The sequence below is a fragment of the Labrys sp. 22185 genome, from assembly GCF_052045555.1.
Taxonomy (GTDB): domain Bacteria; phylum Pseudomonadota; class Alphaproteobacteria; order Rhizobiales; family Labraceae; genus Labrys; species Labrys neptuniae.
This window is the reverse complement of record NZ_JBQEPH010000008.1, coordinates 141894-154207: the sequence shown is the minus strand read 5'-3', so window position 1 is coordinate 154207 and position 12314 is coordinate 141894. Positions and strand designations below refer to the sequence as shown.

Annotated in this window: 13 protein-coding genes; 2 read left to right on the top strand and 11 right to left on the bottom strand. The window is 63.7% G+C overall.

The genetic code is table 11. The features are described from left to right. Positions 1-76: 76 nt before the first annotated feature. The 4 genes from ACTJKX_RS17575 to ACTJKX_RS17560 all read right to left on the bottom strand — a co-directional run bounded on the left by ACTJKX_RS17575 (position 77) and on the right by ACTJKX_RS17560 (position 4770). Entirely contained in the window at positions 77-658 is a 582-nt protein-coding gene (locus tag ACTJKX_RS17575) for an O-acetyl-ADP-ribose deacetylase (protein ID WP_437178716.1), read from the bottom strand. A 79-nt stretch (positions 659-737) separates the two neighbouring features. Beyond that, entirely contained in the window at positions 738-1535 is a 798-nt protein-coding gene (locus ACTJKX_RS17570) for an FAD binding domain-containing protein (RefSeq protein ID WP_311938812.1), read from the bottom strand. A 123-nt stretch (positions 1536-1658) separates the two neighbouring features. Continuing rightward, on the bottom strand, positions 1659-4028 hold the full coding sequence (locus ACTJKX_RS17565) for a xanthine dehydrogenase family protein molybdopterin-binding subunit (RefSeq protein ID WP_311938814.1): 2370 nt from the start codon (positions 4026-4028) through the stop codon (positions 1659-1661). A gap of 247 nt (positions 4029-4275) precedes the next feature. Next, a complete protein-coding gene (locus ACTJKX_RS17560) occupies positions 4276-4770 on the bottom strand; it encodes a (2Fe-2S)-binding protein (RefSeq protein WP_311938816.1) in 495 nt (164 codons plus the stop codon). 414 nt (positions 4771-5184) lie between these two features. Here ACTJKX_RS17560 and ACTJKX_RS17555 point away from each other — a divergent pair, with 414 nt between their 5' ends. Next, complete coding sequence (locus ACTJKX_RS17555) at positions 5185-5787, top strand: exopolysaccharide biosynthesis protein (RefSeq protein ID WP_105862748.1); 603 nt, start codon at positions 5185-5187, stop codon at positions 5785-5787. 26 nt (positions 5788-5813) lie between these two features. Here ACTJKX_RS17555 and ACTJKX_RS17550 read toward each other — a convergent pair whose 3' ends face one another. Beyond that, positions 5814-6704, bottom strand: a complete 891-nt coding sequence (locus ACTJKX_RS17550) for an AraC family transcriptional regulator N-terminal domain-containing protein (RefSeq protein WP_394309526.1) — start codon at positions 6702-6704, stop codon at positions 5814-5816. 134 nt (positions 6705-6838) lie between these two features. Between ACTJKX_RS17550 and ACTJKX_RS17545 the strand changes: the two genes are divergently transcribed. Then, complete coding sequence (locus ACTJKX_RS17545) at positions 6839-7594, top strand: SDR family NAD(P)-dependent oxidoreductase (RefSeq protein ID WP_440726018.1); 756 nt, start codon at positions 6839-6841, stop codon at positions 7592-7594. Between the two features lie 5 nt (positions 7595-7599). Here the strand turns inward: ACTJKX_RS17545 and ACTJKX_RS17540 are convergent, their stop codons facing one another. From ACTJKX_RS17540 to ACTJKX_RS17515, 6 genes are all read right to left on the bottom strand, one after another. Beyond that, positions 7600-8325, bottom strand: coding sequence for an MOSC domain-containing protein (locus ACTJKX_RS17540; protein ID WP_440726017.1), 726 nt, complete (start codon positions 8323-8325; stop codon positions 7600-7602). Between the two features lie 30 nt (positions 8326-8355). After that, a complete protein-coding gene (locus tag ACTJKX_RS17535; protein WP_311938825.1) occupies positions 8356-8760 on the bottom strand; it encodes a DUF930 domain-containing protein in 405 nt (134 codons plus the stop codon). Positions 8761-9129: 369 nt separating this feature from the next. Continuing rightward, complete coding sequence (locus ACTJKX_RS17530; RefSeq protein WP_440726016.1) at positions 9130-9537, bottom strand: DoxX family protein; 408 nt, start codon at positions 9535-9537, stop codon at positions 9130-9132. 188 nt (positions 9538-9725) lie between these two features. After that, positions 9726-10493 (bottom strand): proteasome-type protease, encoded by a 768-nt coding sequence (locus tag ACTJKX_RS17525; protein ID WP_311938829.1) that lies wholly within the window; start codon positions 10491-10493, stop codon positions 9726-9728. A 146-nt stretch (positions 10494-10639) separates the two neighbouring features. Then, positions 10640-11452, bottom strand: a complete 813-nt coding sequence (locus tag ACTJKX_RS17520) for an ABC transporter permease (protein ID WP_311938831.1) — start codon at positions 11450-11452, stop codon at positions 10640-10642. Further along, on the bottom strand, positions 11449-12288 hold the full coding sequence (locus tag ACTJKX_RS17515) for an ABC transporter permease (RefSeq protein WP_367626704.1): 840 nt from the start codon (positions 12286-12288) through the stop codon (positions 11449-11451). The genes ACTJKX_RS17520 and ACTJKX_RS17515 overlap by 4 nt, the downstream gene beginning before the upstream one ends. Positions 12289-12314: the final 26 nt, after the last annotated feature.

Below are 12314 nucleotides of genomic sequence, written 5' to 3'. Positions count from 1 at the left end.
GGGGCCCATGAATGGGCAATGTCGAAAAACTCCGCAAGTCTTTGAGATCCTGCAGAGTTATCCTGATCGGGCCCGATCAGAAGGGGGCGAGGCCAGCATCGACGAAGGCCTGGCGGTAATGGGTGGCCGTGCCCGCATCGAAACAGCAGAACACGACGAGCGACGGGGGCGCCGACAGCAGCGGCAAGGTATCGATGACGGTCGCGACGGCGATCGTGGCCGCTTCGTCCGCCGGGTAACGGTAGATCCCGGTGGAAATGGCCGGAAAGGCGATCGAGGCAATGGCATTGGCCGCGGCGACTTCGAGGCTGCGCCGATAGCAGGAGGCGAGCTTGTCGGCCTCTCCCTGGGCGCCGCCATTGAAGACCGGGCCAACGGTATGGATGACATGACGGGCCGGCAGCCGGTATCCCCCGGTAATCTTGGCATCGCCCACCTTGCAACCGTTCAGCGTACGGCACTCCGCCACCAGCTCCGGCCCGGCGGCACGGTGGATGGCTCCATCAACGCCGCCACCGCCGAGCAGGGAGGTATTGGCGGCGTTGACGATGGCCTCCACCCCCAGCGTGGTGATGTTGGCGACGAGGACCGTCAAGCGGGTCTTGGCCAAATCGGTGGAGAATTCGGCTTCGGGCATGGTTCCTGAAGATGCGGGCATGCGCGCGCTTTCGGTCGGTGCAGGAGACGGGAGCGCAAATGAGGGCCGCGCTCCCGGGGAGCAAAACGCTTTGGGTCGGTCACTTGGCGGCTGCGACGGCTCTCTTGGTCAGCACGCCGATCAGGTGGGCGCGGTAGTCGGCGCTGGCGTGGATGTCGCCGTTGAGCCCCTTGGACGAGAGGCTCACCCCGTCGAGCGATTTGGCATGGAAGCGCGACGACAGCGCTTCTTCGGCCTTGGTGTGGCGGAACACGCCATCGGAGCCGGCGCCGGTGACCGCGACGCGCACCGAACTTCCCTTCTTGGCCACGAACACCCCGACCAGGGCGTAGCGCGAAGCCGGATTGGGGAATTTCTGATAGGCTGCCTTGGCCGGAATGGGGAAGGAGATCTTGGTGATGATCTCGCCTTCCTCCAGCGCGGTATCGAACAGGCCGGTGAAATATTCGTCGGCCGGAATCTTGCGCTTGTTGGTGATGATCGTGGCGTTGAGGGCGAGGGCCGCCGCCGGATAATCGGCGGCCGGATCGTTGTTGGCGAGCGAGCCGCCGATGGTGCCGCGCGAACGTACCGCCGGATCGCCGATCATGCCGGCGAGAGCGGCGAGAGCCGGGATGGCTTCGCCGACCGTGGCGCTCGCAGCCACGTCGCCATGCGGCGTGGTGGCGCCGATGACGAGATTGCGGCCCTTCACCTCGATACCGCTGAGGCCCTCGATCTTGGTGAGGTCGATCAGGGTGGTGGGGCTGGCGAGGCGCTGCTTCATGGTCGGCAGCAAGGTGTGCCCGCCGGCGAGCAGTTTGGCGTCTTCCGCCTTGGCGAGGGCGGCGACGGCCCCGCGCACGGAGGTTGGGCGCTGATAGGTGAACGGATACATGGGAGGCTCCCAGGGTTGAAGTGGGGGGCGGGTCTTCAGACCCGCCTGATTCTCGTAGCTTGGAGGTTCCTGGCGGGTCCCGTTCCATCGGTGTGCCGATGGAGCTGAGAAGACCCGCCCCCGTTATTCCGCCGCCTTCTTGCCTTTGGCGGCGCGCTGCACGGCGTTCCACACCACCTGGGGCGAAGCCGGCATGGCGATGTCTTCCAGGCCGATGGCATCGGTGATGGCGTTCATCACCGCGGGCGGTGCCGCGATCGCGCCCGCCTCGCCGCAGCCCTTGATGCCGAGCGGGTTGGAGGGGCAGGTGGTCTTGGTCATGCCGACATTGAAGGAGGGCAGGTCGTCCGCGCGCGGCATGCAATAGTCCATGAAGGAGGCGGTCAGGAGCTGGCCGTCCTTGTCGTAGACCGCACCCTCGAGCAGGGCCTGGCCGACGCCCTGGGCGATGCCGCCATGCACCTGGCCCTCGACGATCATCGGGTTGATCAGTTCGCCGAAATCGTCCACCGCCGTCCAGCGCGCGATGGTGGTGACGCCGGTGTCGGGATCGATCTCGACTTCGCAGATATGCACGCCCGCCGGGAAGGTGAAATTGGTGGGATCGTAGAACGCGCCTTCCTTGAGGCCGGGTTCAAGGTCCTGGCCCGAGAATTTGTGGGCGATATAGGCCTGCAGAGCCACTTCGCCGAAAGCCAGGCCCTTGTCGGTGCCGGCCACCGAGAAGCGCCCATCCTTGAACTCGATGTCGCCTTCGGAGGCCTCCAGCACATAGGAGGCGACCTTCTTGCCCTTGGCGATGACCTTGTCGACCGCCTTGACGATGGCCGACATGCCGACCGCGCCGGAACGCGAGCCATAGGTGCCCATGCCGAACTGCACCTTGTCGGTATCGCCATGCACGACGGCGACCGAGTCGATGGGGATGCCGAGCCGGTCGGACACCAACTGCGCGAAGGTGGTCTCATGGCCCTGGCCATGGCTGTGCGAGCCCGTCAGCACCTCGACCGTGCCGATCGGATTGACGCGGATCTCCGCCGATTCCCACAGGCCGACGCCGGCGCCGAGGGAGCCCACCGCCTGGGAGGGCGCGATGCCGCATGCCTCGATATAGGCCGAATAGCCCAGGCCCCTGAGCTTGCCGGCCCGCTCGGAGGCGCGGCGGCGGGCGCCGAAGCCCTTGACGTCGTGCAACTCCATCGCCTTGTCGAGCGAGGCATTATAGTCGCCGGCGTCATAGGTCATGATGACCGGGGTCTGGTGCGGGAAGGACTTCACGAAGTTCTTCTTGCGGAACTTGGCCGGATCGAGGCCAAGTTCACGCGCCGCCACCTCGACAAGGCGCTCGACCACGAAGGTCGCCTCCGGCCGTCCGGCGCCGCGATAGGCGTCGACCGGGGCGGTGTTGGTGTAGACGCCGTCGACCTCGGCATAGATCGCCGGGATGTCGTATTGGCCCGACAGCAGCGGCGCATAGAGATAGGTCGGCACGCTGGAGGAGAAGGTCGAGAGATAGGCGCCGAGATTGGCGATGGTGTGGACGCGCAGGCCGGTGATCTTGTTGTTGGCGTCGATGGCGAGTTCGGCGCGGGTGACGTGATCGCGGCCATGGGCGTCGGCGAGGAAGGCCTCGGTACGGTCGCCGGTCCATTTCACCGGGCGTCCAATGCGCTTGGCAGCCCACACGCACACCGTCTCTTCGGCATAGATGAAGATCTTGGAGCCGAAGCCGCCGCCGACATCGGGGGCGATCACGCGCAGCTTGTGCTCGGGTGCGATGCCGATGAAGGCCGACAGCACCAGGCGGGCGACATGCGGGTTCTGCGAGGTGGTATAAAGAGTATAGGCCTCGGTACCGGAATCGTAGTCGCCGACGGCGGCACGCGGTTCGATGGCGTTGGGCACCAGGCGGTTGTTGAGGATGTCGAGCTTGGTGATGTGCTTGGCTGCCTTGAAGGCGGCGTCGGAGGCCGTCTTGTCGCCGAGATGCCATTGGAACACGGTGTTGTTCTCGGCCTCGGCATGGACCTGGGGCGCGTCCTTGGCCTGGGTCTTGGCGGTATCGACGCTGGCCGGCAGCGGCTCATAGGTGACGTTGATGGCCTCGGCACCGTCCTTGGCCTGCGCCAGGGTTTCGGCAAGCACCACGGCGACATGGTCGCCGACATAGCGCACCTTGCCCTGGGCCAGCGCCGGATGGGCGCCGGCCTTCATCGGCGAGCCGTCCTTAGAGTGGATCATCCAGCCGCAGATCAAGCCGCCGATCTTGTCCTGCGCCAAATCCTCGCCGGTGAGGATCTCGATGACACCTGGCAGCTTGCGGGCTTGGCTGATGTCGATCGACTTGATCGTCGCATGCGCATGCGGCGAGCGCAGGAAATAGGCATGGGCCTGGCCCGGGCGATTGATGTCGCCGGTATAATTGCCCTTGCCGGTGATGAACCGGAAGTCCTCCTTGCGGCGCACTGGTGCGCCCACGCCCGTGGCGTTCATGACGTTCTCTCCCCTGGAGCAGCGCGCGTTCAGGCGTGAACGCTTGTTTGCTCCAATTCGCTGTTTCGACGCGTTTTGCGGTCTGGCCCGATTTCCTCGGGTCGCAAAACGCCATGGGATTGGAATAATCCCCGGCAAACAAAGGCTTCGCCGAGAGAGTCGATGAAATGATCGAGGTCCGGAGCGTCGATCGACGGCATTTTGGGCTGCCGCGAACAGTTGGGTGACGCAGTCCGGGAGAGAACGACTATTCGGCCGCCTGCAGCGTCTGGCCTTCGGTCATGGCCTTGGCTCCTGCCGCCACCGCCTTGACGATGTTGTGGTAGCCCGTGCAGCGGCAGATATTGCCTTCCAGCTCATGGCGGATGGTGGCCTCGTCGAGATCGCCGCCGAGTCGGTCGACCATGGCGACCGAGGTCATGATCATGCCGGGCGTGCAGAAGCCGCATTGCAGGCCATGATTGTCGCGGAAGGCTTCCTGCATCGGATGGAGCTGGCCGTTGTTGGCGAGGCCCTCGATGGTGGTCACCGAGCCGCCGCTGGCCTGGACGGCGAGGGTGGTGCAGGATTTGACGGCCTTGCCGTCGATATGCACCACGCAAGCACCACATTGGCTGGTATCGCAGCCGACATGGGTGCCGGTAAGCCTGAGGTGCTCGCGCAGAAATTCGACAAGTAAAGTACGTGGGTCAATATCAGCCGTAATTTCCCGTCCATTGACGAGAAGCGAAACGGAAGCCATGGGGTCCTCCAACCGGTTCGCGATCTGTTGTCCCCTCTGCGTTCGCCACCATTCATTTGGTGGTCTGAACCAAGGACTCTCATGAAGCAGATCGGAATGATTCCAGTCTGGACCCCCGTTTTTCGGTGGTCAAGTGACAAGCTCGAAAAGTTGAGGGTCGTTTTTGCGGGGTTTTTCGCGATTTTTGCGATTTTTCGAACAAGGTCGGCAAAGGGCGCCTGCGACAAGACAGCACGAGTGCGGGGTCTTGCAATGCAGCATGGAATGCTGTGCTGCAAAGGGAACTATGCGGCAAAAGCACAACACCCATCCGCAAATGCCGCGCCCCGTTTAGCGTTCGCTCGCACAATCATCTCGAAATTGTCGCAGAGTCCCACTATAAGCCCGGCAAGGATCCCACGAGTCAGCCTAATTTTGGAACCGCGTAACCCCAGAACATCCGAACTCCTTGCGGCGATTGCCTCGGCGGAAGGAGAGGAGCGCATTTATTTCGGCGACCTGACGGCCGCCATGCGCAACCGCGCCTTCGGTATTCTGTTCTTGCTCTTCGGCATACCCAACTGCCTGCCGATGCCGCCGGGCATTCCGGTGATCTGCGGCATCATCGTCGCCCTGATCGCGGCGCAGATGGTGATGGGGCGCGACAATCTCTGGCTGCCGCAATTCCTGGCCAAACGCAGCTTCGCCCGCAAGGATCTGCAGCGTATCGTCACCAAGGCAGAGCCCTGGATCCAGTGGGTCGAGCGTTTTGCCAAGCCGCGCCTGCATCTGTTCGCCGACGCGCGGTCCCGGCGGATCGTTGGCATTGTCGCCCTGGTGCTGGGCCTTGCCCTGCTGCTGCCGATCCCCATCATCGGCAACATCCCGCTCGGCATTCCCATCTGCATCCTCGGCCTCGGCCTGGTCGAGCGCGATGGCGCCGTCATCCTGGCTGGCTATATCGCTACCAGCGTGGGCCTGTTGATCACGGCCGGGCTCGGCTATCTCATCTTCCAGGGCGCACTGGCCATCTTCTGAGGCGCCGGCGACAGTCCCGTCGATATTCAGGCGGCCGTTCGAGCGCGTTCCCTTGCTGCCTTGGTGTCGCGAACCGGCGGCAGGCCGAACAACCGGCCATATTCGCGAGTGAATTGGGAAACGCTCTCATAGCCGACCGAGAATGCCGCCCCGCTCGCGCCCATACCCTCGGCTTGCATCAATCGCCTGGCCTCGATCAGGCGCAGCTGCTTTTGGAATTGCAGGGGAGAGAGCGAGGTTATCGACCTAAAATGCTGGTGAAATGAGGAGGAACTCATGCCGGCAGCCGCGGCCAAGCGCTCGACCCGCAAGGGCTGCATGAATTCGGCCCTCAGTATCGCGACGGCACGTGCGATGCGCTGTGCGTGGCCATCGGGCCAACCCAGTCGTCGTATTGCCGTACCGTGACGGCCGGCCAACAGCCAGTAATGCATCTCACGCACGAGTTGGGCTTGCAGCACCGGCACCGAAGCCGGTCGATCGAGCAAATGCATCAACCGTAGTGCCACGTCGGCGACCTCGGCATCGGTGGGCTGGACGCGTACCGGGGCATGGTCGGCTCCGCCAAAGGCATTCATCTGCGCAGCCAGATCGGCTATCACGGCAGCGTCCAGCTCCAGCACCAGCGACAGATAGGGAGCCATGGCGCTGGCGTGGGTGATCTGGCTCACGGTCGGCACATCCGCGGTGATCAGCAGGGAATCGCCAGCCGCGAAGTCGAAAGCCTGCATGCCCATGGTGACATGCTTGCTTCCCTGCAGCACAAGGCAGGCGAGGGGGCGGGAGATGGCATGAACCAGGCCGCTGGGCGCCGTCGCCCGCACGGTGGTGAGACCCGGAATCGGCGTGGCCGCGATACCATTCGAGTCGGCGTGGACTTGGGCATGGCGGCGGATGGCTTCAAGCAGGGCGGTCATGGTGACAGCCTACTCGCTTCGCGTCCGTCCTGCATGTCTCTTGGAGGATTAGGCAAGAAACATCGAGATTCCAGCAACACCGAAGGCAGGTTTGGCCCGATATCGGAGGCCGTCACACCAACGGAGTTTGCCCGATGACCAGGATTTCACTCGTAACCGGGGCCAGTCGCGGTCTTGGCCGCAGCACCGCCCTCAATATTGCCCGCCTTGGCGGCGATGTCATCCTCACCTATCGCAGCCAGAGCGAGGATGCCGAGGCGGTCGTCGCTGAAATCCGGGCCATGGGCCGGAAGGCGATCGCCTTTCAACTCGATACAGGTGACGTCGCAGCCTTTGCCGCCTTCACCGAAAGGGTGCGGGCAACGCTGCACGACACGTGGTCGCGGGGGACATTCGATCATCTGGTGAACAATGCTGGCCATGGCGACTACGCCCTGATCGGCCAGACGACCGAGGCGCAGTTCGATGCCCTGGTCAACGTCCATTTCAAGGGCGTCTTCTTCCTCACCCAGGCCCTGCTGCCGCTGATTGCGGATGGCGGTCGCATCGTCAATCTATCTTCCGGCCTGACACGCGTGTCCTATCCAGGCTATGCAGCCTATGCCGCGGCCAAGGGGGCCGTGGAGGTTCTGTCGACCTATCTGGCCAAGGAACTGGGTGAAAGGCGGATTGCGGTCAATACCGTGGCGCCGGGCGCGATCGAGACCGACTTCGGCGGTGGTGCCGTTCGCGACGATCCCAGCATCAACAAGATCTTTGCGCAGATGACCGCGCTTGGGCGAGCCGGAGTGGCGGAGGACATCGGGCCGATGATCGCGAGCCTGTTGTCGGACGCCAATCGCTGGGTCAACGCCCAGCGGATCGAGGTCTCGGGCGGCCAAGCCATCTGAGCCGCTCAATCGCTGAAACGGATGCTGTCGCCCAGGCCGATCGTTCCCGGTTGCTCGACGGTGCCGTAAATGCCGATCTGGTTGGCGAACTGACGTGCGACTGTCTTCATGATCGCGGGAGTGCGCTGGGCCGTCTGCGGATCGAGGGTGATCATCACGCAGCGCTCGATCGGCCGGTCGGTGCGCAGGCGGACCTCCCGGTTGCCGATGGTGACCCTTTTGTCGAGCCAATCCCGTTCCCAGCTCTCGGCATCCGCGGGTTCTATCAGAAGATTGATGCGGAAGCGTTGCAGATCGATATCGCCGCCATGGGCCTGCGCCAGGCGGCCGGCCGTCGTCGTGCTCACCAGAGAGATGACGGCGCTGTCGAAATGGCCTCGGCCGAGCTGCATCAGGTGCACGGGCTCGCCAGCCGCCTCGCTCAATTCCCGGCACAAGGCGGGATCGTCGATGTCGTATTCGCCGCCCTTGGGGGAGTGCACGACCAGCGTCGAGGTTTTGGGATCCTCCGGCTTGAGGTAACGGGCGCGGTAGAGCAGGAGATCGGGCAGATCCCGGCCGGTGAGGTAGGGAAAGCGGCCTCGATCATTGGTTTTCACGAAGGCATATTGCCGGTCACCCGCCAGGCCGTTCCAGCGCAGCTCCGCCGTGCCCACGATGTCGCTGCCCATGGATTTGACCGGAAAGCGCTGGATCCGACGAATGACGCCGATCAAACCGTTTTTGCCCATGCCCGTTCGCCTATCCGGGGTTGAAGGGGATCAGTGGATGGAGAGGCCGTGGGAATCCCATTCGTCGCGCGGGACGGCTTCGCCGACCCTGTATTCCAGCGATATCACCTTCATGCGATCGGGCGTCGCCTCGCAGGTAAAGGAATATTGATACCAGATCCCGCCGCTGCGGAAGGCGCCGCCGTCGCCCTTGAGCGTGTCGCCCGTCACATGAGGATCGCCCAGCGCATAGGCGATCACGCTGTCGGGCTTGTAGGGGCGGGATTCGTGGCGCAGCCTTTCCATCAACTCGATGTCGCAGGCCTGCTGAAACCGGTCGGCCGGGGCCAGTTTGGCGAGGCCGGCTTCGGTCCGGCCGGGCTTGACGTTCTGGCGTGCTGAGGCGGGTGTCAGGGCAAGGGCGATCAGGGCGATCGAAAGCAGCGTCGATTTCATTCCATCCAGTCCAGGCAGAAGCGAACCCGGGCCGGATCGCGTGAGCGACCGGCACAGGCCCGGTATTGGCCATGATCCCCACCACGCGCCGCACGATCGGGTGGAAGCCCCCCGAAAAATCGCGCGGCGTCTGGAAATTAGGAGCCCGAACTAAGGCGTTTGACAACCGCGCTTATTGCTCCGGGCGACAGGCCCCGATGACCGGGGCAGTCATCTCCATGGTGGGGAGGATCGGCCCGGGAAGAGATGGGTCTGGTTTCAAACCCAGGTCGACCCTGTGCCGATTCAGGGAGCGCAACCTAGCGCCTCATCCTCATCTTGTCGATCCATGGCGGATCTGGGCACCCGGGCGATGGGTGTGGTTCGATTCTACCGCTTGCGTGCCGCGTCCACGCTGATCGATCCCGGGCCGGCGAAAACGAAATAGAGGAAGAGGAAGCAGTAGAGGATGGCGGCGTCGCCGCCGTTCAGGGCCGGGAAGAAGGATTTCGGCGCGTGGAACATGAAATAGGCCACGGCCATCTGCCCGGAAAGGATGAAGGCGACGGGGCGGGTGAACAGGCCGATCACGATCAGCAGCCCGCCAAAGGCCTCAAGTATGCCGCCGAACCACATCAGGCCGAAGACGGGGATCTCGCGGTCGGGCGGGAGCGCCGGAAAGCCGAGCAGCTTCTGGGTGCCGTGGGCCAGGAAGATCAGGCCGGCGACGATGCGTACGAGGGAAAGAATGGTCGGCGCATAGGCCTGGAGGGTCGATTGCGTCGAGGATTGCGACATGCTGCTCCGTCCGTGGTCGCTGAGGGGAACGCAGCCTTAGGTTAGTCAGACACGACTTTCCAGCCCGTGCGGCCAGTTCGGCGATCACGAACCATCACGTTCTTGTTTAACGTCATTCCAGATTTGACGGATTTTCCGGGGCGTTCCGGCCGCCTGCTCCAGCAAGGCACGCCCCGATCCGCTCCGGTTCAGGGCGTGTCGAGCACGCCCGTCTTGCCGATGATGTAGGGTGGCCTGGGAATGGCGATGTGGGCGGCCCGCAAGGCCGCCGACCAGCGCTCGCGCAGATCGTGGAAATAGGGCTCGCCCGGCTCGATGCGATGGCTGATCTCGGATTTGAGCGCGTCCCGCCGCACGGTGAGGATATCGATCGGCATGCCGACGCCGAGATTGGAGCGCATGGTGGAGTCCATCGAGATCAGGCCGACCTTGAGGGCGTCCGGCATTTCCGTCTCGTAGTTCACCGCGCGATCGAGGATCGGCTTGCCATATTTGTGCTCGCCGATCTGCAGATAGGGGGTGTCGGCCGTCACCTCGATGAAATTGCCTGCCGAATAGATCATGAAGAGCCGCATCTTGCCGCCCTTGATCTGCCCACCGAACAGGAAGGCCACGTCGAAGCGGCTGTTGTGCTCCTCCAGGCTGCGGCCATCGGTAGCGTAGACCTGGCGAATGGCCCGGCCGATCAGCTGGGCGGCCTTGAACATGCTGGGCATGCTCATCAGCGTATCGACGGCGCCGGTATCGGGATTTTCCAGGCCCTCCTGGATATGGTCCAGCACGGCCTGGCTCACCGAAAGGTTGCCGGAGGTGCACACCGCCAGGACGCGTTCGCCCGGCTCTTCGAACACATGCAGCTTGCGGAATGTCGCGATGTTGTCGATGCCGGCATTGGTGCGCGTATCCGCGATCATCACCAGGCCCTCGCGAACCGAAATCCCGACGCAATAGGTCATCGACTGAACTCCCAAACCGCCTGTCGGCGGTGCCCCCCAAGCAAGCCTGAACCTTCAGGCTGCCACGCCCTTCCCATAGAGCAAGATTCGTTTGCCGCCTACGGGCGCAAGGCCGGTCGGGAGAGCGGCAAAAAGCGGCAGGGGACCTAATGCTTCGGCGCCGAGCGCAGGCTCGAATAGACCATGCGGATGATGAGCACCAGCGTGGTCAGCACGATCAGGATGACGGAGATCGAGGCGATCGCCGGATCGATGTTGTCGCGCACCCCGCTCCACATCAGCCGGGGCAGGGTGATCGCATTCACGCTGGTGATGAAGAGGGTGACGCCGATTTCCTCCCAGGACAGCACGAAGGACAGCATCGCCGCGGTCAGCAGGCCGAACTTGATGTTGGGCAGGATGATCCGGGTGGCGCGCTGCCAGACGCTGGCGCCCATGCCGCGGGCGGCGAGATCGATGCGGCGGTCGACCTGGCTGAGCGAGACCATGATCAGCACCACGCAGAAGGGGACGATCATCACCACATGGGCGAGGACCACGCCGAGCCAGGTGTCGAAGCCGACGAGGGAGCTGACCTGGGACAGGCCGGTGAGCAGGAAATAGAGCGTCATTGCCGAGACGACCGGCGGCACGATCATCGGCAGCAGCACGAAGCCGACGAGGGCGGCGGCGAAGCGGGGACGAAACATCCAGATGCCGACGCAGAACAGGGTCGCCAGCGTGGTGGCGAGAGCGCTCGAAACCACGCCGATGCGGATGCTGAGCAGGATGGAATTCGCCCAGTCCGGATTGGTGAACAGGGTACGGTAATGGGTCAGGGCGTAGTTGCCGTTGGGCATGGAGAGGTAGCGGGCTGCCGTGAACGACACCGGCACCACGGCCAATAGCGGCAGCAGCAGGAAGACGGCGACGAGGGCCGCCGCGGTGAGGGCGATCAGGCCGGGGCGATGCGATGTCATTTGGACACTCCCGTATCGCCGAGGCGGGCATAGCGAAACAGCAGGGCCATCAGCGCTGCCACGATCACCACCAGCGTGACGCTGATCGCCGCGCCGAGGCCCCAATCCGGGCTCTGGAACATGCGCAGATAGATGAGTTCGGCCACCATCACGCTGCGGCCGCCGCCGAGAATGGCGGGCGTGACGAAGAAGCCGAGGGCGAACACAAAGACGATGAGCGTGGCCCCGATGATGCCGGAAAAGGTCATCGGCACGAAGACCTTCCAGAAGATGCGGAGCGGACCGGCACCCATGCCGCGAGCGGCCAGAAAGACGCGTTCGTCCAGGCTCCGCATGGCCGAGGCCAGCGGAAACACGGCGAAGGGAATGAGAAAATGCGTCATGCCGATGATGACGCCGAACTCGTTGCGCACCAGCGTCAGCGGCTCCGAGATGAAGCCGAGACTCTGGAGCCAGCTGTTGACCAGGCCGCGATTGGAGAGTAGCGCGAGCCAGCCGAAGGCGCGGGTCAGCACGGAGATCCAGAAGGGGATCAGGATGCACAATTCCGCCAGGCGCTGCTGTAGCGGCGTGCCACGCACCCAGACATAGGCGATCATATAGGCGGCGATGACGGTGATCACCGTCACCATGGCGCAGATGCGGAAGGTACGCAGGAAGACCGAGAGCACCAGCGGGTCGCCGGCAAGCCTTTGATATTGCGTCAATCCGGGTTCGGGCAGCGTGATGCTCCACTGGGCCACGCCGAGGAAGGGAATGAGATAGACCAGCGTCAGGAACGCCAGCAACGGCCCTGCCAGAACCAGGAATGAAAGTGAAGACAAGGGCTTGCGCATCAAAGCTCTCGCATGTCTTCACTGCC